This window comes from Azoarcus sp. CIB, from assembly GCF_001190925.1.
Taxonomy (GTDB): domain Bacteria; phylum Pseudomonadota; class Gammaproteobacteria; order Burkholderiales; family Rhodocyclaceae; genus Aromatoleum.
The window spans coordinates 3,943,770-3,964,284 of sequence record NZ_CP011072.1; the positions used below are offsets into that span (position 1 = coordinate 3,943,770).

The window sequence follows — 20,515 nt, forward strand, 5'->3', positions numbered from 1 at the left end:
ACACACCATGAGACACGTCATCTCCCTGCTGATCGAGAACGAATCTGGCGCCCTGTCGCGCGTGTCGGGCCTGTTTTCCGCCCGCGGCTACAACATCGAATCCCTGACCGTCGCGCCGACCGAGGATGCCTCGATGTCGCGCATGACCATCGTCACCACCGGATCGGACGACATCATCGAACAGATCACCAAGCAGCTGAACAAGCTGGTCGAAGTGGTCAAGGTCGTCGATATCTCTGAGGCCGCGCACATCGAGCGCGAGCTGATGCTCACCAAGGTCCGCGCTACCGGCAAGGACCGCGAGGAGATGAAGCGCATGGCGGAGATCTTCCGCGCGCGCATCATCGACGTCACCGACACGTCCTACGTCATCGAACTGACCGGCAACCAGTCGAAGCTCGATGCCTTCATCAGTGCCATCGACCCGGCGCTGATCCTGGAAACGGTGCGCTCCGGCGTCTGCGGCGTCGGCCGCGGCGACCGCATCCTGAAGGTCTGACCCCCGGCCGCAGGCCACCCTTCCGGACAGCACCCAACCGTTTGCGACCGGCACGTCCGCCCTTATCATGGCGGCGGCCGGGCAACATCCCCACCGAAAGCGAAAAAGGAAAAGCATGAAAGTCTATTACGACAAGGACGCCGACCTCTCCCTCATCAAGGGCAAGAAGATCAGCATCATCGGCTACGGCTCGCAGGGCCACGCCCACGCCCAGAACCTGAAGGATTCCGGCTGCAAGATCACCGTCGGCCTGCGCAAGGACGGCGCGTCGTGGAAGAAGGCCGAAGCGGCCGGCCTGAAGGTCGAGGAAGTCGCCAAGGCAGTCAAGGGCGCCGACGTCGTGATGATCCTGCTGCCGGACGAGAACATCCCGGGCGTGTATTACAACGACATCGAACCGAACATCAAGAAAGGCGCAACGCTGGCCTTCGCGCACGGCTTCAACGTGCATTACAACCAGGTCATCCCGCGTGAGGATCTGGACGTGATCATGGTCGCCCCCAAGGGCCCCGGCCACACCGTGCGTTCGGAATACCTCAAGGGCGGCGGCGTTCCCTCGCTGATCGCGGTGCATCAGGACCGTTCGGGCAAGGCCAAGGACATCGCCCTGTCGTACGCTGCTGCCAACGGCGGCACCAAGGGCGGCGTGATCGAGACCAACTTCCGTGAAGAGACCGAGACCGACCTGTTCGGCGAGCAGGCCGTGCTGTGCGGCGGCGCCGTCGAGCTGGTGAAGATGGGCTTCGAGACGCTGACCGAAGCCGGCTACGCGCCCGAGATGGCCTACTTCGAGTGCCTGCACGAACTGAAGCTGATCGTCGACCTGATGTACGAAGGCGGCATCGCGAACATGAACTACTCGATCTCGAACAACGCCGAGTATGGCGAGTACGTGACCGGCCCCGAAGTCATCAACGCACAGTCGCGCGAAGCGATGCGCGCCGCCCTGAAGCGCATCCAGACCGGCGAATACGCGAAGATGTTCATCCAGGAAGGCAAGACCAACTACCCGTCGATGACGGCGCGTCGTCGCCTCAACGCCGCCCACCCGATCGAACAGGTCGGTGGTCAGCTGCGCGACATGATGCCGTGGATCAAGAAGAACAAGCTGGTCGACCAGTCGAAGAACTGAGCCGCGTCGGCATAACAGGCCGGGCTGCGCCGTGCGCGCGGGCCCGGCCTTTTTCATATCGGGTACGCCATGTCCAACAGCAACTATCCTCATCCCATCCTGGCACGCGAAGGCTGGCCGTTCATCGCGATCACGCTGGTCGTGGTGCTGGTGATCAACACCTCGGCCGGGTTCGGCTGGGCCCTTCCCTTCTGGATCCTGTTCGCGTTCGTCGTGCAGTTCTTCCGCGATCCGCCCCGCCCGATCCCGCAAGGGCCCAAGGATGTCCTGGCGCCGGCCGACGGCCGCATCGTGGCGATCGAGCCGGTGCGCGACCCCTACCTCGACCGCGACTGCGTGAAGATCAGCGTATTCATGAACGTCTTCAACGTCCATTCGAACCGCATTCCCGTCGACGGCGAAGTCAAGCAGCGCTGGTACAACGCCGGACGCTTCGTGAACGCCGCGCTCGACAAGGCCTCGGTCGAGAACGAACGCAACGCCCTGCACCTCGTGACGAGCGACGGCCAGGACGTGACCTGCGTACAGGTCGCCGGCCTCGTCGCTCGCCGCATCCTGTGCTACGTCGAACCGGGCGCCAAGGTCGCGCGCGGGCAGCGCTACGGCTTCATCCGCTTCGGCTCGCGCGTCGACCTCTACCTGCCGCCGGGAACGCGCGCACGCGTAACGATCGGCGACAAGGTCTCGGCCTCGAGCACCATCCTCGCCGAACTCCCCTGATCGCGCGCCACCGACGGGGTGGTCATCCCGGCCACCCCGCGCTGCGTTAGAATCGGCAACCGGCCACCACGCGCACCAGCCCTGCGCAGGAACGTCATCTTCCATGCCACTGATCTCGAACGAAAAACGCCGCCGCGGCATCTACATCCTGCCCAACCTGTTCACCACCGCTGCCCTGTTCGCCGGCTTCTATGCGATCGTGCAGGCGATGAATCAACGCTTCGAAGTGGCGGCCGTGGCGATTTTCGTGGCGATGGTGCTGGACGGCCTGGACGGCCGCGTCGCGCGCTTGACGCGCACGCAGAGCGCCTTCGGCGCCGAATACGACTCGCTATCCGACATGGTGTCGTTCGGCGCGGCGCCCGCGCTGGTGGTGTATGAATGGGCGCTCAAGGACACCGGGAAATTCGGCTGGATCGCGGCCTTCATCTATTGCGCGGGCGCCGCGCTGCGCCTGGCCCGATTCAATACCAACATCGACGTCATCGACAAGCGCTTCTTCCAGGGCCTGCCCAGCCCGGCTGCGGCTGCGCTGGTGGCCGGCCTGGTGTGGGTCGTCACCGACCTGGGGCTCGCCGGCCAGGACGTGCGCTGGCTTGCCGGCATGCTCACGATCTTCGCGGGCGTGTCGATGGTCAGCAACGTGCTGTTCTGGAGCGGCAAGGACATCAACCTGCGCAAGAGCGTGCCCTTCATCGTCGTGATCGCGCTGGTGATGGCGTTCGCGCTGGTGTCCAGCTACCCGCCGGGCGTGCTCTTCGGGCTCTTCCTCGTCTACGCCGGGTCCGGCTACGTCGTGTATGTGATGCGCTGGATGAAGAAACGGCGCGCGGGAGAGAGCGCTGCCGCGCCGGCCCCGCAGGCTGCAGGCAAGGGCGAGGACGAAGCGGACTCCGCTCCGAAGTAGGCACAGCAGGGTGGCGGACGCCCGACGTCCGCCTGTCCTCCCCGCCCGCATCCGCGGCTGGGGGCGCCCGGTTCCCGGGCTTTCACGAATTCTTCACCAGGCCTTGAGCGCCGCTTGACGGCCGGACTGCGAGCATCCTTGCCTGCCCGCATCCGGAGTCCTGCATGTCCGCCCTGCCCTCGTCCCGCAAGCTCAACGCCTATCTCCTGATCACCTGGCTGGTGGCGCTCGTGCAGCTGTTCTCGCAGCAGGACGCGGGCGACTACGCGAGCCCGGCGGTGGCCGGCTGGACGCTCGCCGCGACGCTGTCCTACGCCTTCATGTACCTGCTGCCGAGCGTCGCGATCGGACATGGACTGCGCGCGCTGCTGGACGGCCGAAAGACCTTTCGGCGCGGGCAGGCGATCCTCGGTGCGGCGGTGATCGTGGTGACGGGCTTCACGCAGGTGGTGCTCTTCGCGGACCGCGTGATCCACGAGATGTACGGCTTCCACATCAACGGCTTCGTCGTGAACCTGGTGTTCACGCCGGGCGGCATCGCGTCGCTCGGCGCCAGCCGCAGCACCGAAATCACCGCCGGCGCGATCATCCTCGCGCTGTGTGCGCTGCAGGCGGCGGCGTGGGTGTGGGTAGTGCGGAGCGACACGCGCGCAGGCGAGTGGAGGCTGCGCGGGGCGTGGGCGCTCGCGCTGTTCTTCGTGCTGACCACCGGCGAGCGCGTCGCCTACGGCTACAGCGAAATGTCGAACTACCAGCCCATCCTGTTCGCCAGCGAACGTTTCCCGCTGTACCAGCCGCTGACCTTCCGCAACTTCGCGCAGAACCTGGGCTTCAAGGTCGATCAGGCGACCGCGCGCAGCATGCAAGTGCGTGACGAGAGCCTGAGCTATCCGCAGCAGCCGCTGCGCGTGACTGCGCCCGACAAGCCCATGAACATCGTGTGGCTGGTCGCCGAGTCGCTGCGCTTCGACATGCTCGATCCGAAGATCATGCCGCGCCTGTGGACGTTCTCGAACGACGCCGTGCGCCTGGAAAAGCACTTCAGCGGCGGCAACATGACGCAGATGGGCGTGTTCTCGATGTTCTACGGCCTTTACGGCAACTACTGGTTCCCGATGCTGGCCGCACGCCGCGCGCCGGTGCTGATGGACGTGCTGCAGCATCAGAACTACCAGTTCAGCCTGAACACGAGCCAGCGCTTCACCTACCCGGCCTTCGACAAGACGGTGTTCGCCAACATGCGCCCGGAAGATCTGCACCCGCTCGAAGGCGGCGCGCCGGCCTGGCAGCGCGACGTGCGCAACATCGACGCGCTGATCGACTTCATCGACAGGCGCGATCCGGCCCGGCCGTTCATGACTTACATGTTCTTCGAGTCGACCCACGCGAACTACGACTATCCGCCCGAGGCGGAAATCGCCACCCCGGTGCTGCAGGACTTCAACTACCTGACGGCGGACTTCGGCGCGCAGATCGGGCAGATCAAGAACCGCTACATCAACGCGGCACACCATGTGGACAGCCAGATCGGGCGCATGATCGACCACCTGAACAAGCGCGGGCTGCTCGACAATACGATCGTGATCGTGCTCGGCGACCACGGCGAGGAATTCATGGAGCGCAGCCGCTGGGGCCACAGCGCGGAGTTCAACCGCTTCCAGACGAGCACGCCGGGGGTCATTCGCGTTCCCGGTCGCATGCCCGGCGTCGTCGCCGGCATCACCAGCCACCTGGACATTCCCGCGACCCTGATGCCGCTGCTGGGCGTGCAGAATCCCGCCGAGGACTACTCGCTGGGCCACGATCTGCTCGCCGCGGATTTTCACCGCGACTACGCCGTGGCCGCCGACTGGAACCGCCTCGCCTACATCGGCGACAACTACAAGGTGACCTTCCCGGTCAATGCGATCGGCGCCGTGCGCAACGAGGCGACCGACGGCGACGATCGCCCGCTCGCCCGCGCGGACGAGGCGATCGCTTCGATCCGTTCGGCGATGGTCGAGATCATGGCAAATCTGGCGCGATTCAGCCGACACCGCGGATAATGACGGGGGCGTGACGCCCCCCGCGTCCGACTGGAGACTGGAATCCGCATGCGGCTACTGTTGGTGGAAGACAACCGCGACATTCTTGCGAATCTCGCGGATTACCTCGCGCTGAAAGGCTACGAGGTGGATTGCGCGCAGGACGGGCTGACCGGCCTGCATCTTGCCGCGACCCAGCAGTACGACCTGATCGTGCTCGATGTGATGCTGCCCGGCATGGACGGCTTCACGCTGTGCCAGCGCCTGCGCGACAGCGAGCGCAACCACATACCGGTCATCATGCTGACCGCGCGCGACACGCTCGACGACCGTCTGCAGGGCTTCCGCACCGGGGCGGACGACTATCTGACCAAGCCCTTCGCTCTGTCCGAACTCGCTGCCCGCATCGCCGCGGTGCTCAAGCGCAGCCGGGGTGGCGGTCGGCGCGTGCTCAGCGTCGCGGACCTGCAGTTCGACCTCGACACGCTCGCGGTCACGCGCGCCGGGCAGACCCTGCACGTCGGACCGATCGGTCTGAAGCTCCTCGAACTGCTGATGCAGAAGAGCCCCAGCGTCGTCCGGCGCGAGGCGCTCGAGAGCGCGCTGTGGGGCGATTCTCCCCCCGACAGCGACAGCCTGCGCAGCCATATCCACACGCTGCGGCAGCAGATCGACAAGCCCTTCGGCTCCCCGCTGCTGCACACCGTGCACGGGATCGGCTACCGGCTGGCCGCGGCATAGGCTCCAGGATGAAGCGCTCCGGTGAACCCCCATGCGCTTGCCAGCGCGCGGCGACGCGGCGAAGGATCTGACATGGCGGCACCGCAGAGTCTCGCGTCGCGCATCGTCGCGGCTTTCGTCCTGATGGCCGCAGTCGTCGCGGGAGTCTTCGCGCTGATCGTCGTCAACGCGATCGACACGGTGGAAACTCGCCTCGTCAGCGACGCGATGAACCGCCAGCTCGACTTCATCCTCAAGGAATCGGATGAGGGACGGTTTCCGGCGCTTGGCCCCGGCCTGGACCTCTATGTCGCACCGGTCGGCGCCAGCGCGTCCCTGCCCGCATGGCTCGCGCCGTTGCAGGAAGGTCTGCATGAAACCGAGAACGACGACGAGGCCTATCACGTGCTGGTACGCGACCGCAGCGGCACGCGCCATGTCCTTGTGCTCGACCAGGAGGACTTCGAGCGGCGCGAGACCATGCTGTTCGTCGCGGTCACCGCCGGGGTCGTGATTTCCATCCTCGCCGCGGCCCTGCTCGGCCGGGCGCTCGCGCGCACCGTGATCTCGCCGGTCGTGCGCCTGTCGGGACAGGTGCAGCACCGCGACCAACTGCTGCCGCTCGCACCGCCACTCGCCGCCGAATACGCCGACGACGAGGTCGGCAAGCTCGCCGCAGCGTTCGATGAGACGCTCGGCAGCCTGCGCGCGGCGCTGGAACGCGAACAGCTCTTCACCAGCGATGTGAGTCACGAGCTGCGCACGCCGCTGATGGTGATCGCCAGCTCCTGCGAACTGCTCGAGGCGCAGGGCCTGGCACCGCCACAGCGCGCGCAGCTCGATCGCATCACCCGCGCGTGCGCCGAGATGCAGGAGCTGGTGGAGACTTTCCTGGGCCTCGCGCGCGCCCCGCAGGAGCGCGGCACGACGCTCGTGGGCACCTCGCTCGCCGCGGTGGCGACCGAGCAGTTGCACCGCTGGCAACCCGAGGCGGCGGGACGCGGCCTCGCGCTGGATTTCGTCAGCGAAAGCGTGGACGACGGGGTCTATCCGGCCCCCCTGCTGCGCGCTGTGCTGACGAACCTGGTGCGCAATGCGATCCACTACACCGACAAGGGGTTCGTGCGCGTGGTGCTGCGCGACGGTGGTTTTTCCGTGCTGGATTCCGGCGCGGGCATTCCCGAGGCGGAGCGTGCGCTGGTGTTCCGGCCGTTCGCCCGCGGCGGCAGCACGCGCGGCGACGGCATCGGCATCGGGCTGTCGCTGGTGCAGCGCATCTGCGACCGGCAGGGGTGGCGGATCACCCTGTCCCCCCGCGAGGGCTGCGGCTGCGAATTCCGGGTCGAGTTGCGCACCTCTTGAGGTGAGGCGGCCAGGGGCGCAGCTACCGCCCCTTAAGGCAAGCTCGGGCCGCCCCGCACCGGAGGCAGCCGCTCAGCGCGTGAGCTCGCCCGTCAGCTTCTTCAGATCCAGCGTGCGGGCACGCTCGGCAATTTCGGGCGCGTAGCGCTGCTGCAGCCCCTTGGCGTTGTCGAAGAGCTGGCCGAAGGCGGCCTTGAGCGCCGCCCCGTCGAGCCGCCGCCCGTCCGCGTAGTAGCGCTTCGCGACGTGCCCGAGCGCGTAGGTGGTCGCGAAGGAGAACGCCGACCCGGTGGCCTCGCTGCCAATCGTCCGACCGACGCGGCCGAGGACCTTGCCCAGCAGGCCGCCGACGAGCTTGCGGCCGAACTGCTCGACATACTGCGACGTCAGGCCGACGCCGACCGTCGCGAGGAAATCGGTGATGTGGCCGCGATCGAGCTCGAAGCCGTGGGCCTTGCCGACGCGATACACGAGGCGCGTCTGCAGCGGGATGATCGCCATCGACGCGAGCGACTCGGGCAGCAGTTCGAGCGCACCGTTGAGGATCGCGGCATTGAGAATCATCTTGTCGAGTTCGGCCTGGTCGGGCCCTGCGGGCGTCGCCGGCACAGGGACGGCCGGCATCTCCGGCAGAGGCTTGTCGACCGGCGCCCCGGCGAGCGCGTCGGCCGCGTTCACGATCGCGGCCGCGTCGCTGCGCCCGAGCTGCAGCAGGGCGCCGAGGCGCTCCAGGAAGGCCGTCTCGCCGGCATTGTGTACGCCGTCGGCATCGCACACGCCGACCGCCATCTCGAAGGCGAGCTGGCGCAGCTCGGGCGTATCCAGCCCTGAAACGGCCTGCTCGAGCGACACACGCTTCAGCAACACGTCCTGGTACAGCGACATGACGTCGAGGCCGGCACCGGCCGACAGCGACTCGGCCGTGCGCCGCACATGGTCGCGTTCGCGCGGGTCGTTGTGGCCGTCGGCGAAGGCCGCCATCAGGCAGACGGTGATCAGGGAGCGGTTCTGTTCGGGAGTCATCGTTTCTCTTCTCGCTACAACAATAAGGTTTTCAGTTGGGGGCAGGCCGGACGATCTCAAGCGGCGGGCAGGAACAGCGCAGCACGCAGCCCGCCAGCCGGCGCCTGCCCCAGTTCGATACGGCCGCCGTAAAGCTGGGCGAGGTCGCGCACGATCCCGAGGCCGAGGCCGGAACCGGGCATCTCTTCGTCGGCGCGTGCGCCGCGGGCGAACATCGCCTCGCGCGCGTCGGCCGGCAGGCCGGGGCCGTCGTCGTCGATGACGATCGCGACTTCACCTTCGCGCACGGAGACGGTCACCCCAACCTCGCGTCGCGCCCACTTGCACGCGTTGTCGATGAGATTACCGAGCATTTCCTGCAGATCCTGCTCCTCGCCGCGGAAGACCGCATCGTCGGGAATCGCTTCGATCGCGAAGTGCAGATTGCGTTCCGCATGCACGCGCTGCATCACGCGCACCAGCCCCTCGACGGCCGGCCGCAGCGCGCTGCGCAGCCCCGGTACCTGCGTCGCCGCGGCGGCACGCGCACGCGCGAGGTGGTAATCGACTTGGCGCTGGGCCGTCGCGACCTGCTCGACCACCAGGCGTGCGAGGGGCCCTTCCTCCCGCAGCGCGGCATTGCCCAGCACCGCGAGCGGCGTCTTGATCGCGTGCGCGAGGTTGCCGGCCTGCGTGCGCGCGCGCTCGACGACCTCGGCATCGTGCTGCAGCACCGCGTTGAGTTCGTCCACGAGCGGCCGGACCTCATTCGGGAAGGCGCCCGCGAGCCGCCGGCTGCGGCCGTCGCGCACCTCGGCGAGTTGCTCGCGCAGACGCTTCAGCGGGGCGAGACCCACCGACACCTGCAGCAGCACCGCGGCGATCAAGCCGGCCGCGAGCACGCCGAGCGCGATTACGAGGAGCCCGACGAACTCGCGCACCGGACTCGTCATGCCGCGCTCGTCGGCGGCGACGATCAGCCGCAGGGGCTGCGCGGCCGCTTCCTCCGGCCGCACGATGCGTTCCATCATCACCAGGCGTTCGCGATCCGGCCCGTCGATGCGATGCACATGCACCTCGCCGTCGCGCGGACCGTCGGCCGGAACGGCGAGCGTCGCATCCCACAGGGAGCGCGAGCGCAGCACGCCACGCGCGGCGTCCTCACCCTCGCGGTCCACCTGCCAATACAGCCCGGACATGGGTTTGCGCAGGCGCGGGTCGCTCAGGTCGGTGCGCAGGGCCAAGCCCGCGTCGGGGGCGAGTTCGACGCTCGCGGTGAGCTGGTCGAGGTGGATGCGCAGTTCCGCCTCGAAGCGATCCTCCACGTGGCGGCGGAAGAGATCGCCGAGCACGCAGCCGGTGACGGTCAGCGTTCCCAGGATCCACACCAGGCTGCCGGCCAGCAGCCGCGCACGCAGCGAGCTCCGTCCGCTCATTCCGGACATGCGAGGCGGTACCCCAGGCCGCGCACGGTCTCGATCAGGCCCGGCGGCAGCTTCTTGCGCAGACGTCCGACGAAGACCTCGATCGTGTTCGAATCGCGCTCGAAGTCCTGCGCATAGATATGCTCGGTCAGCTCGGCGCGCGAAACGACCTCCCCTTGGCGGTGCATCAGGTAGCTCAGCACGCGCAGCTCGTGGCTGGTCAGCGTCACCGCCTGCCCTTCGACCGTGACGCGCCCGCCGCGCGTATCGAGCAGCACCGGGCCGCAGCGCAGCTCCGGGCTCGCATGCCCCGCACTGCGCCGGATCAACGCACGCACGCGGGCGAGCAACTCCTCCATGTGGAAGGGCTTGGTCAGGTAATCGTCGGCCCCGGCGTCGATGCCGGCGACCTTCTCGTGCCAGTTGTCGCGTGCGGTCAGGATCAGCACCGGCATCGTCCGCCCCGCCGCGCGCCACTTCTTCAGCACCGTCAGCCCGTCCATCTGCGGCAGACCGAGGTCGAGCACGACCGCGTCGAGCGCTTCGACCTCGCCCATGAAATGCGCGTCGCGCCCGTTGTCGGCGCAATCGACCGCATAGCCCGACTCGCGCAGCGCCTGCGACAGCTGCTCCGCCAGCGTGGGCTCGTCTTCCACGACGAGGATGTGCATCAGCGCTTCCCTCCCTTGTCGTCGCGCGAACGGACGCCGAGCACGGTTCCGTCGCGCGCATCGACGTCCAGCCGCACCAGCGCGCCGCCACTGCGCAGCAGGCGGATCTCGTAGATCCAGCGCCCGTGCTCGCGTTCGAGCTCGACCTCGACGACTTTGCCCGGATGCTCGCGCTCGACCTTGTCGAGGATCGTGCGCAGCGGCAGCACCTCCCCGCGCTCGAGGGCCGCACGCGCGCGGTCGTGATCGTGGTCGTCACCGCCGGCCGCGACCGGACCGATCGACAAGGCTGCGACGACCATCCCCACGACAGCCGATGTCACAAGCGTGCGCATCGATTACTCCCTTCCATGCCGGGCGCACCGTGCGCGCAGCTTTCCGGCATCCGTTGTAAGGCCGCCGGACTGAACCGCAGCTGAACGCCGCCTTCACCGTGCGTTCAGGCTCTGCCGCGCAAAGTACGTCCTGCAGCCAGAGCGGACACTCCGGCGATCCGATTCCAAAGACATTGTTCCACCATCAGCACAAGGAGCAAACATGAAAAGCCACCCCCTGCGGATTTTCCTGGCCGGCACCGCCTTGCTCGCGAGCGGATTCGCCAGCGCGGAGACGCCCGCCGACTTCCTTGCCCGCTATCAGACCGAGGCGCGGCAATCCACGCCGGGCTTCAGCGCGTCGGCCGAACGCGGCGAAAAGTTCTTCACCGCCACGCACGGCGGCGAGTGGAGCTGCTCCACCTGCCACACCAAGAATCCCGCGGCACGCGGCAAGCACGCCAGCACCGGCAAGGCGATCGAGCCGATGGCGCCGGCAGCCAATCCCGAGCGCCTCGCAAGCACCCGCTCGGTCGAGAAGTGGTTCGGCCGCAACTGCAAGGACGTGCTCGGCCGCACCTGCACGCCCGCAGAGAAAGCCGACGTCGTCGCCTGGCTGATGAATTCCCCCCGCTGACCCACACGGAGCTCCACGACATGACCGCCACCTTCCCCGCCCGCGCCCTGCGCGCACTCGCCCTTGCCGTCGCCGCCGGCACAACCGGCCTCGCACTCGCCGACGACGACGAAAACAAGCGCCTGAACATCAATCACCCCGAGTATCGGAGCGAATGCGGCAGCTGCCACATCGCCTTCCCGCCCGCGCTGCTCGGTGCCGAGTCCTGGCGCGCGATGATGGCCGGGCTCGACAAGCACTTCGGCTCCGACGCCAGCCTAGACGCCGAAACCTCGGCCGCGATCACGAAGTTCCTCGTCGCCAACGCCGCGCGGCGCGACACCGCCGGCAGCGACGGCCGCCCGCAGCTGCGCATCAGCGACACCCCCTGGTTCCGCAAGGAACACCGCGACGGCCACGACGGCATCACCCCCGGCATCTTTCGCAGCGCGGCCGTCAAGAGCGCCGCCAACTGTGCCGCCTGCCACCGCAACGCCGCCGAGGGCGACTTCAGCGAACGCGACATCCGCATCCCCAAAAACGGAGCACGCTCATGAACACGAGCATCACCTCTGCAAGCGCCGCAGGCGGAGCATCCAGCGCCGCCGGCACAGCCGCCACCGTGCGCGTGTGGGACGTCCCGACGCGCCTCTTCCACTGGAGCTTCGCGCTGTGCTTCGCGGGCGCCTGGCTCACGTCCGACTCGGAACGGCTGCGCGACCTGCACGTGATGCTCGGCTACACCTTTGCCGGGCTCGCCGTGTTCCGCCTGCTGTGGGGTCTCGTCGGCACCCGCTACGCGCGCTTCGCGAGCTTCATCTATTCCCCGCGCGAGCTCGCCTCCTACCTGAAATCGCTGCTGGCGATGAAGCCCCGGCACTACCTCGGCCATAATCCCGCCGGCGCAATCGCGATCTTCGCCATGCTGGGACTGGGCGCGCTGATCGCCCTGAGCGGTTTCGCGACCTATCAGGACATCGGCGGCGAATGGCTCGAGGAATTGCATGAAGTGGCCGCCAGCACCATGCTCGCGATCGTCTTCGTGCATATCGCCGGCGTCATCGTCAGCAGCCTGCTGCACCGGGAGAACCTCGTCCGCGCCATGTTCACCGGCCGCAAGCCCGGCGCGCCCCGATAGTCGGCAGCAATCGCACCGATATCCGGCCGGGCGCCGCCGCGTCCTTGCGCTCGGCCAAATGCGCGGTTTATAGTCCCACGCATGAACTCCGTCAGCGGCCACCTCCTCCTGTCGCTACGCCTTCTCCCGGCGGACCTGCTGCTGCTCGGTCCGCTGCTGCGCCCCGCGCGCTAAATATACCCACCCACCTCGTGTTGCCCGACTTCCGCCAGCGTCCCAGCGCCGGCCGCTTGTCATATCCGGTTTTCCACCATTCCAGCAGGAGCCGACGATGAAAGACCAGTTGATCATTTTCGATACCACCTTGCGCGACGGCGAACAAAGCCCGGGTGCCTCGATGACGCAGGAAGAGAAGCTGCGCATCGCCCGCCAGCTCGAACGCATGCGCGTCGACGTGATCGAGGCAGGCTTCCCGGCGGCCTCCAACGGCGACTTCGAAGCGGTCCACGCGATCGCCGAGGCGATCAAGGAATCGACCGTGTGCGCGCTAGCCCGCGCCAACGAGAACGACATCCGGCGCTCCGGCGAAGCGATCCGCCCCGCTGCGCGCGGCCGTATCCACACCTTCATCGCGACCAGCCCGATCCACATGGAGAAGAAGCTGCGCATGACGCCCGATCAGGTCGTCGAGCAGGCGGTGAAGGCGATCGGCTGGGCCAAGGAATATACCGAAGACATCGAATTCTCGGCCGAGGACGCGGGCCGCTCCGAGATCGACTTCCTCGTGCGCATCTTCACCGCGGTCATCGAGGCCGGCGCGAAGACGATCAACGTCCCCGACACGGTCGGCTACAACGTCCCGACCCAGTACGCGAACACCCTCCGCACCCTGATCGAGCGCGTACCCAACTCCGACAAGGTGATCTGGTCGGTGCACTGCCACAACGACCTCGGCCTCGCGGTCGCCAACTCGCTGGCCGCGGTCCTGGCCGGTGCGCGCCAGGTCGAATGCACGATCAACGGCCTCGGCGAACGGGCCGGCAACGCCGCGCTCGAGGAAATCGTCATGGCCGTGCGCACCCGCCAGGACGTCTTCCCCTGCGACACGCGCATCGACACGACGCAGATCGTCCCCGCCTCCAAGCTCGTGTCCGGCGTCACCGGCTTCCCGGTGCAGCCCAACAAGGCCATCGTCGGCGCCAACGCCTTCTCGCACGAATCCGGCATTCACCAGGACGGCGTGCTCAAGCACCGCGAGACCTACGAGATCATGCGCGCCGAGGACGTGGGCTGGGGTGCCAACAAGCTCGTGCTCGGCAAGCACTCGGGCCGCAACGCCTTCCGCAGCCGCCTGCAGGAAATCGGCATCGTCGTCGCGTCGGAGGATCAGCTGAATCACGCCTTCGCGCGCTTCAAGGAGCTCGCCGACAAGAAGCACGAGATCTTCGACGAGGATCTCAACGCACTGATGAGCGACGAGGGGGTCACGCCCGAACACGAGCACTTCCGCCTGCTCGCCTCGCGCTTCCACTCGGAGACCGGAGAAACTCCGCAGGCCGAACTCACGATCGCCGTCGGCGGCAAGGAAGCCCGCACCAGCGCCCAGGGGTCGGGCCCGGTCGATGCCGCCTTCAAGGCAATCGAGGCAGTCGCCAAGAGCGGCACCGAACTGCTGCTGTACTCAGTGAACGCGATCACCACCGGCACCGACGCTCAAGGCGAAGTGACCGTGCGCCTGTCGCAGGACGGCAAGATCGTGAACGGCCAGGGGGCCGATACCGACATCATCGTCGCGTCGGCGAAGGCCTACCTCAACGCGCTGAACAAGCTGCACGGCAAGTTCGAGAAACTGAACCCGCAGCTCTGACCCGCGGCTCTGACCCGCTGCTCTGACCGGGCGCGACCGCGGGCAAGCTGTCCGCGGCCCGCTCTGCACGGGCTCCGGACGGCCCCCTGTCAGCTCAGACCGGCGCGCGCGCCTGCCGCGAAGGTGCGGACACCCGCGCGTACCACACCGCACAGGCGAAAAGCAGCGCCGCCAGCACCGCTTCCGCGAGCGCGAGAGTTCCGCCGAGCCCGGGGTCCATCGCGCGCACGACGCCTTCGACCAGATACAGCAGCACCAGCATCGTCAGCCACTGGTAGGTGTAGCGCCGCCCCTTCAGCACCCCGAGGAAGGCCCCCATCAGCGGCAGCGCCTTCAGGATCATCCACGAACCGCCCGGCCGCAGCGGCGCGAGCCACGCCTCCCACAACACGCACAGCGTGATCAGCGCGACGAGCAGCACCGTCGCCACAAGATTCAGCGCGCGCGCGCTCATGCCTGGCCTCCCGCGAGCGTCAGCGCGACCTGCGCGAGCCGACGGCCCTGCGCAATCGCGAGTTCGATCTCCTCCGCGCTCAGAGCCGGATTGCCGTCGGCGCCGGCGACATGGCTCACGCCGTAGGGCGTTCCACCGCTACGCGTGCGGTTCAGCGCCGACTCGGTGTAGGGCAGTCCCATGATCAGCATGCCGTGATGCAGCAGCGGCATCATCATCGACAGCAGCGTCGATTCCTGCCCGCCATGCTGGCTCGCCGTCGACGTGAACACCGACGCCGGCTTGCCGGCCAGGGTGCCATTCACCCACGGCCCGGCCAGTCCGTCGAGAAAGTACTTCATCGGCGCCGCCATGTTGCCGAAGCGCGTCGGACTACCGATCGCCAGACCGATGCACTCCTCGAGGTCGCGCACCTCGACGTAGGGCGGCCCCGACGCCGGAATGTCGTCCTCGACCGCCTCGCACACCGTCGACACCTTCGGCACCGTCCGCACCCGCGCCGCCACGCCCGGCACCTGGTGGATTCCCAGCGCGACCTGCTCCGCGAGCGCCCGGACCGAACCGCGATGGCTGTAATAAAGTACGAGAATTTCTTTCATCTGAACGGTCTGGATCGAATTGCGGCATTATAGCCGCCCCTTCAGCCCCGCCCGACCGCATCCCCAGCATGCCCGCCGTGTCGTTGAACTCCACGCGCGACTTCCTGCGCCTCGTCGCGCAACGCTTCGTCGCGACCCGCTGCCCGCAGGTCGCCGGAAGCCTTGCCTTCACGACGCTGCTCGCCCTCGTTCCCCTCGTCACCGTCGTCATCGCGCTCTTCAGCAACTTCCCGGCGTTCTCCGAACTCGGCACCTCGCTGAAAATTTTCCTGCTCGAAAACCTCCTGCCCGACCGTGCCGGCAAGATCATCGCGACCTACGCCTTCCAGTTCTCGCAGAAGGCCGCCAAGCTCACGCTGATCGGCACCGGCGCGCTGGTCGTCACCGCGCTGATGCTGCTGATGACGATAGACCGCGTGTTCAACCAGATCTGGGGCGTGCACCGCCCACGTCCGCTGCTCACGCGCCTGACCGTGCACTGGTCGACGCTCACGCTGGGCCCGGTCGCGCTCGGCGCCAGCGCGCTCGCGACCGGCCACCTCGTCGCCAGCTCCGTCGCACTGGCCGGCAAGGGATCGTGGGTTGTCGAATTCTTCTCGACGCTGGTGTCGGCGGGACTGCTGTGCGTCGTGTTCACCTTCCTCTACTACGCGATCCCCAACCACAAGGTGCGCCCGGCCCATGCGCTCGCCGGCGGCACCACCGCGGCGCTGGCCTTCCTGCTGATGCAGCAGCTCTTCGCCCTCTTTCTCGCGCGTATCCCGACCTACACGCTGATCTACGGCACCTTCGCAACGGTGCCGATCTTCCTGCTGTGGCTCTACCTGTCGTGGGTCGTGATCCTGCTCGGGGCGATCCTGTGCGCGGCGCTACCCGGCTTCTTCGAACGCACGCGCGTGCTCGCCCCCTTCGCCGGCGACCGCGCGTGGGCCGCGACCACGGTATTGACGATGCTCGCACGCGCGCAGGGCGAAGGTCGCACCGTAGCATTCGAACCGCTCATCGGGGCGGCCCGCCTCAACGGCAACGAAGGCGAAAGCCTGCTCGGCGACCTGTGCGAAGCCGGCTGGGTCGCCCGCACCGAGGACGGCAACTGGCTGCTCACACGCGACGCCACCAGCATCAGCCTCGCCGACGTGCTGTGCCGGCTCGCGCTGTCGCCCGCAGCGTGGCGCAAGGCCGGCCGCAACGACCTGTCGCGCGACACCGCAGAACGCATCGAGAACGCACTGCGCGCCGCGGACATCTCGATCGCGGCACTCGCCGCGGAGAGCCCCCAAGCGAACAGCTAAATCGGGTAAGGATCGACCTCGTACTGGAACAGCTCGACGTTCGCCGTCTGCATGTCGAGACTCAGCACGCGGGCCTGCGCCACATAGAGGTGCTCGCCTTCGTGCACCAGCACGAAACGGCGCGACGCATAGGTACCCGCCGGCGCAAGGATCGCCTGATTGCGGCGCAACGCGGGCAGCGGCGGCAGAATGAGCGCGTGCGTTGTGGAACTCACCTCGGCGCCGCGAAAGCCGATCGTCACCGGCGTGCAGGTCTGCGCGACGAGCTGCAGGCCGAGCTCGACCTGCCCGGGGCTGTCGCTGCGGATCCAGCGCACGATGCACACTGACCACGGATGCCCGGCATCCCGGCGCAGCGCGACCGCCATGCCGGCACTCAGGCTGCCCGTCACGCCCTCGACGGACATCAGCGCGTACCCGCCGGGGCTCTCGTTGTACACCATCCATTCCGAGATGCGTTCCGTCGCGCCATCGGACCGGGCGGCCTCCCACACCGCGCGCAGGCCCACACACACCTGCACCGAATAGCGGTACGCGCGGCGCGACTGACCGCGATTCGGCGGCAGCGCCCAGCGATCGCGCATGCGCTGGAGCAGCGAGACCATCTCGATCGGCGTGAGGCCGACCGGCAACCCGGACGCATCGGGTTCGAGCAGCTCGCCGTCGCGCTCCAGCCCCACCGCCTCGGCCTCGGCCATGCGCTCCTTGAGCCAGTCGAGCTGCCCCGCGAGCGCACGCGAGACGCCGAACGCGGAAAAATGGACGAGCCCCTCGGCCGCCGGCGCCGCGCTGCGGATCGTCGCAATCGGCGGCAGATCCTCACCCGGATTGATCCAGAACGACGACGCGGCCGGCTGCAGGCTTTCCACCGACAGCGCCCCTTCGTCCGCCACCCCCTCAAGGTAATCGTTTGCCCACACCAGCTCGCGCGCGGTCAGACTCTCCGGCTGCAGCACCGCCAAGGCAAGCAGGCGCTTCAGGGCATGCAGCGCGTCTGCGGCCGCCGTGTCGGGCCGCGCCGCTACCAACGCGTCGAAGCCGCCCCCCGCTTCGACGATTCCATATGCCGCAAGCCACAATCCGGGCGGCGTGACCGCCCCTCCCATCGCCGCGACAACGAAGGCCTCATGCACCAGGCCCAACGCTCGCGCCGTCATGGCCATCGGATCGCCGCGGCGCACCGGACGCCAGCGATCGCGCGCCGCTGCCGCCATTTCGCCCAGCTTTCCACCGACTTCGAGCAAGGCCTCGACGAGTTCGCCCGCGACCGCATGCAGCTCTCGCGAAAGCGGTAGCGCCGCATTGAGCAGGCGCGGCTTCAGGCGGCCGCACACGTCCACAACCCTTGCCTCGAACTCGTCGATACATTGCAGGAGCTGGGCCCCGCCAGCGGCCGGTTCGGGCAGTCCGCCCAGATGCCCCCGCAGGGCATTCAGCTCCGCGTGGGGATCGTCGGCCGGCTCGCTCGCCAGCCACTCCAGCACGGGAGCCAACTGTTCTGAGACCGGATCGGATGCAGGCATCGGGGTAAAATTTCCACTTGCGGACGTCCACGCATTCTATTCAAGAATCGCCCTCTTGAGCGGAACCCCTCAGCCCACGGGCCTTGCAGCCGGATCGGCACACCCCATTCGCCGACGAATCACGATCCGCACTTGTCTCACGCAGACGTTTGCCTTACACTCGCCTGCTTTTCGCATCCACTTTTCAGGACACCCTAATGGTCGTCATTCGCCTTGCCCGTGGTGGCGCCAAGAAGCGCCCGTTCTACAACATCGTTGCTGCCGACTCGCGCAACCGCCGCGACGGCCGCTTCATCGAGCGCGTTGGCTTCTACAACCCGATGGCAGCCGAGTCCGAGAAGGGCCTCGTGATCAACGCCGAACGTCTGGCCTACTGGAAGCAGAACGGCGCCCAGCTGTCCCCGACGGTCGAGCGCCTGGCCAAGCAGGCCGCGCAAGCCGCCGCCTGATCCTGCCGGACTCTCGCAGTCATGATAGTACTGGGGCGCATTGTCGCCCCTTTTGGCGTCCAGGGGTGGGTCAAGGTGCATCCCTTCGGGGATGACCCTCTCTCCTGGCGTGAAATGGCCCAGTGGTGGCTTGCCGACAAGGCCGAAGCCCCCGAAGAGGCATGGCAGCCGGTGAAACTGGCCGGCTTCCGCGCGCACGGCGCGAGCTTCATTGCCTCGTTCGAAGGAGTGGCGGACCGCAACGGCGCCGAAGCACTGCAGGGCCGCTACATCGCCGCGCCGCGCGAGGCGATGCCCGGCACCGGCGACGACGAATACTACTGGGGCGACCTGGTGGGTCTTTGGGTCGTAAACCAGTCGGGCGAATCGCTCGGCACGGTCGAGAGCCTGATGTCGACCGGCGCCCATGACGTACTGCAGGTTCGCGACGGCGACGAGGAGCGACTGATTCCCTTCGTCGCCGCCTACGTGCTGGACGTGGACCTGACGGGCCGGACGATCCGGGTCGACTGGCAAAAGGATTGGTGAGCACGGGGTGAGCGCACCAGCCGCCGCGAGGCGCTTCGACGTGATCACCCTGTTTCCCGAGATGTTCGCGGCGCTGACCGCCAGCGGCATCACGCGGCGCGCGCTGGATCGCGGTCTCTATGACATCGCGTTCCATAGCCCGCGGGATTTCGTGGACGATCCGCACCGTACCGTGGACGACCGCCCCTACGGCGGCGGCCCCGGGATGGTGATGATGGCCGAGCCGCTCGAAAAGGCAATCGGCCAGGCGAAGGCGGCGCAGCAGGCGCAGCTCGGCGCCGCGGGACGCGTGATCTACCTGTCGCCGCAAGGCCGGCCGCTGGATCATGCGAAGGTGCTGGAACTGAAGGAATTGCCGGCGCTCACGCTGCTGTGCGGGCGCTACGAAGGCGTCGATCAGCGGCTCATCGGGCGCTGCGTAGACGAAGACATATCGCTCGGCGACTTCGTACTGTCGGGCGGCGAATTGCCGGCAATGGTGCTGCTCGATGCAATCGTGCGCCAACTGCCGGGCGCATTGAATGACGCCGTATCGGCGATCGAAGACTCGTTCGTGGACGGACTGCTGGACTGCCCCCACTACACGCGACCCGAGATCTACGAAGGCGAGCCGGTGCCGGCGGTGCTGCTCTCCGGCAACCACGCCGCGATCCGTCGCTGGCGGCTGAAACAGGCGCTGGGCACGACCTGGCGCCGGCGCCCCGACCTACTGGAAGGGCGCACGATGACGAAAGAAGAATTGTCACTGCTTGGTGAATTCAGGCAGGAGCAAGCAGGGGCCGAAGGCACAGCCTGAAGCCCGAATACAAACCGCGCGCATCAGGCATGTCCTGCTCTGCCGCAAGGCCAAGTGCCATTGAATCGACAGGAGTCGCACAATGAACCTGATTCAGCAACTCGAACAGGAAGAGATCGCCCGCCTGAACAAGACCATCCCCGAGTTCGCCCCCGGCGACACCGTGGTGGTGCAGGTGAAGGTCAAGGAAGGCACGCGCGAGCGTCTCCAGGCCTACGAAGGCGTGGTGATCGCCAAGCGCAACCGTGGCCTGAACTCCAACTTCATCGTGCGCAAGATTTCGTCGGGCGAAGGCGTGGAGCGTACGTTCCAGACCTACTCCCCGCTGGTCGACAGCATCGAAGTCAAGCGTCGCGGCGACGTGCGCCGTGCCAAGCTCTACTACCTGCGCGACCGCTCCGGCAAGTCCGCACGGATCAAGGAAAAGCTCAACTACAAGGGCGGCGCGAAGCGGGACTGATCGCGCGATTCAGCCAGCAGCAAATGAAACGGGCCCCGCGGGGCCCGTTTTTTCATCCTCGACGACCGACAGCGCAAT

Annotated in this window: 23 protein-coding genes; 16 read left to right on the top strand and 7 right to left on the bottom strand. The window is 67.4% G+C overall.

The genetic code is table 11. The features are described 5' to 3' along the window. Positions 1–7: 7 nt before the first annotated feature. The 7 genes from ilvN (at position 8) to AzCIB_RS17630 (ending at position 7,364) form a co-directional block, all read left to right on the top strand. Positions 8–499, top strand: coding sequence for an acetolactate synthase small subunit (ilvN, locus tag AzCIB_RS17600; protein ID WP_050417078.1), 492 nt, complete (start codon positions 8–10; stop codon positions 497–499). A 67-nt stretch (positions 500–566) separates the two neighbouring features. Beyond that, on the top strand, positions 567–1,631 hold the full coding sequence (gene ilvC, locus AzCIB_RS17605; RefSeq protein WP_083447054.1) for a ketol-acid reductoisomerase: 1,065 nt from the start codon (positions 567–569) through the stop codon (positions 1,629–1,631). Between the two features lie 69 nt (positions 1,632–1,700). Beyond that, a complete protein-coding gene (locus AzCIB_RS17610; RefSeq protein WP_050417080.1) occupies positions 1,701–2,351 on the top strand; it encodes a phosphatidylserine decarboxylase in 651 nt (216 codons plus the stop codon). A gap of 103 nt (positions 2,352–2,454) precedes the next feature. Further along, positions 2,455–3,258: a CDP-diacylglycerol--serine O-phosphatidyltransferase gene (gene pssA, locus AzCIB_RS17615; RefSeq protein ID WP_050417081.1), complete on the top strand. Its 804-nt coding sequence runs from the start codon at positions 2,455–2,457 to the stop codon at positions 3,256–3,258. Between the two features lie 164 nt (positions 3,259–3,422). Continuing rightward, the gene (locus AzCIB_RS17620) at positions 3,423–5,303 is read left to right on the top strand and encodes a sulfatase-like hydrolase/transferase (RefSeq protein ID WP_050417083.1); all 1,881 of its coding nucleotides are present in this window, start codon (positions 3,423–3,425) and stop codon (positions 5,301–5,303) included. Positions 5,304–5,351: 48 nt separating this feature from the next. Beyond that, positions 5,352–6,023, top strand: a complete 672-nt coding sequence (locus AzCIB_RS17625; RefSeq protein WP_050417085.1) for a response regulator transcription factor — start codon at positions 5,352–5,354, stop codon at positions 6,021–6,023. A 72-nt stretch (positions 6,024–6,095) separates the two neighbouring features. Beyond that, entirely contained in the window at positions 6,096–7,364 is a 1,269-nt protein-coding gene (locus tag AzCIB_RS17630) for a sensor histidine kinase (RefSeq protein WP_050417086.1), read from the top strand. A 72-nt stretch (positions 7,365–7,436) separates the two neighbouring features. On the opposite strand, the gene AzCIB_RS17635 is transcribed toward AzCIB_RS17630, so the two are convergent. From AzCIB_RS17635 to AzCIB_RS17650, 4 genes are read right to left on the bottom strand one after another with little or no spacing between them, the layout of a single operon-like run. After that, positions 7,437–8,387 (bottom strand): YcjF family protein, encoded by a 951-nt coding sequence (locus tag AzCIB_RS17635; protein ID WP_050417087.1) that lies wholly within the window; start codon positions 8,385–8,387, stop codon positions 7,437–7,439. 56 nt (positions 8,388–8,443) lie between these two features. Next, entirely contained in the window at positions 8,444–9,802 is a 1,359-nt protein-coding gene (locus tag AzCIB_RS17640) for an ATP-binding protein (RefSeq protein ID WP_198149555.1), read from the bottom strand. Beyond that, positions 9,799–10,461 (bottom strand): response regulator transcription factor, encoded by a 663-nt coding sequence (locus tag AzCIB_RS17645; protein ID WP_050417090.1) that lies wholly within the window; start codon positions 10,459–10,461, stop codon positions 9,799–9,801. The genes AzCIB_RS17640 and AzCIB_RS17645 overlap by 4 nt, the downstream gene beginning before the upstream one ends. Further along, entirely contained in the window at positions 10,461–10,796 is a 336-nt protein-coding gene (locus AzCIB_RS17650; RefSeq protein WP_050417091.1) for a PepSY domain-containing protein, read from the bottom strand. Before AzCIB_RS17650 ends, AzCIB_RS17645 begins: the two co-directional genes overlap by 1 nt. A 202-nt stretch (positions 10,797–10,998) precedes the next feature. On the opposite strand from AzCIB_RS17650, the gene AzCIB_RS17655 reads away from it, so the two are divergent. The 4 genes from AzCIB_RS17655 (at position 10,999) to AzCIB_RS17670 (ending at position 14,336) form a co-directional block, all read left to right on the top strand. Beyond that, positions 10,999–11,412 carry a DUF1924 domain-containing protein gene (locus tag AzCIB_RS17655; protein ID WP_050417093.1) on the top strand — a complete coding sequence of 138 codons (414 nt, stop codon included), beginning with the start codon at positions 10,999–11,001 and terminating at the stop codon, positions 11,410–11,412. A 20-nt stretch (positions 11,413–11,432) separates the two neighbouring features. Next, entirely contained in the window at positions 11,433–11,948 is a 516-nt protein-coding gene (locus AzCIB_RS17660; RefSeq protein WP_050417094.1) for a diheme cytochrome c, read from the top strand. Continuing rightward, the gene (locus AzCIB_RS17665; protein ID WP_050417095.1) at positions 11,945–12,529 is read left to right on the top strand and encodes a cytochrome b/b6 domain-containing protein; all 585 of its coding nucleotides are present in this window, start codon (positions 11,945–11,947) and stop codon (positions 12,527–12,529) included. Before AzCIB_RS17660 ends, AzCIB_RS17665 begins: the two co-directional genes overlap by 4 nt. Positions 12,530–12,800: 271 nt before the next feature. Beyond that, positions 12,801–14,336, top strand: a complete 1,536-nt coding sequence (locus AzCIB_RS17670) for a 2-isopropylmalate synthase (RefSeq protein WP_050417096.1) — start codon at positions 12,801–12,803, stop codon at positions 14,334–14,336. Between the two features lie 94 nt (positions 14,337–14,430). Here the strand turns inward: AzCIB_RS17670 and AzCIB_RS17675 are convergent, their stop codons facing one another. Together AzCIB_RS17675 and wrbA are read right to left on the bottom strand one after the other, a co-directional pair. Continuing rightward, positions 14,431–14,790 (bottom strand): DUF2069 domain-containing protein, encoded by a 360-nt coding sequence (locus tag AzCIB_RS17675; protein ID WP_050417097.1) that lies wholly within the window; start codon positions 14,788–14,790, stop codon positions 14,431–14,433. Continuing rightward, complete coding sequence (gene wrbA / locus AzCIB_RS17680; protein WP_050417098.1) at positions 14,787–15,389, bottom strand: NAD(P)H:quinone oxidoreductase; 603 nt, start codon at positions 15,387–15,389, stop codon at positions 14,787–14,789. Before wrbA ends, AzCIB_RS17675 begins: the two co-directional genes overlap by 4 nt. 68 nt (positions 15,390–15,457) lie before the next feature. Here wrbA and AzCIB_RS17685 point away from each other — a divergent pair, with 68 nt between their 5' ends. Then, positions 15,458–16,681 carry a YihY family inner membrane protein gene (locus AzCIB_RS17685; RefSeq protein ID WP_050417099.1) on the top strand — a complete coding sequence of 408 codons (1,224 nt, stop codon included), beginning with the start codon at positions 15,458–15,460 and terminating at the stop codon, positions 16,679–16,681. Here AzCIB_RS17685 and AzCIB_RS17690 read toward each other — a convergent pair. After that, positions 16,678–18,204 (bottom strand): cyclic-di-GMP receptor FimW-related protein, encoded by a 1,527-nt coding sequence (locus AzCIB_RS17690; RefSeq protein WP_050417100.1) that lies wholly within the window; start codon positions 18,202–18,204, stop codon positions 16,678–16,680. The genes AzCIB_RS17685 and AzCIB_RS17690 overlap by 4 nt on opposite strands. A 197-nt stretch (positions 18,205–18,401) precedes the next feature. Between AzCIB_RS17690 and rpsP the strand changes: the two genes are divergently transcribed. The 4 genes from rpsP (at position 18,402) to rplS (ending at position 20,437) form a co-directional block, all read left to right on the top strand. Beyond that, complete coding sequence (gene rpsP / locus AzCIB_RS17695; RefSeq protein WP_050417101.1) at positions 18,402–18,653, top strand: 30S ribosomal protein S16; 252 nt, start codon at positions 18,402–18,404, stop codon at positions 18,651–18,653. Between the two features lie 21 nt (positions 18,654–18,674). Continuing rightward, positions 18,675–19,181: a ribosome maturation factor RimM gene (gene rimM, locus AzCIB_RS17700; RefSeq protein ID WP_050417102.1), complete on the top strand. Its 507-nt coding sequence runs from the start codon at positions 18,675–18,677 to the stop codon at positions 19,179–19,181. Positions 19,182–19,188: 7 nt separating this feature from the next. Further along, positions 19,189–19,977: a tRNA (guanosine(37)-N1)-methyltransferase TrmD gene (gene trmD / locus AzCIB_RS17705; RefSeq protein ID WP_050417103.1), complete on the top strand. Its 789-nt coding sequence runs from the start codon at positions 19,189–19,191 to the stop codon at positions 19,975–19,977. Between the two features lie 82 nt (positions 19,978–20,059). Next, on the top strand, positions 20,060–20,437 hold the full coding sequence (rplS, locus tag AzCIB_RS17710) for a 50S ribosomal protein L19 (RefSeq protein ID WP_050417104.1): 378 nt from the start codon (positions 20,060–20,062) through the stop codon (positions 20,435–20,437). The last annotated feature ends 78 nt before the right edge of the window (positions 20,438–20,515 follow it).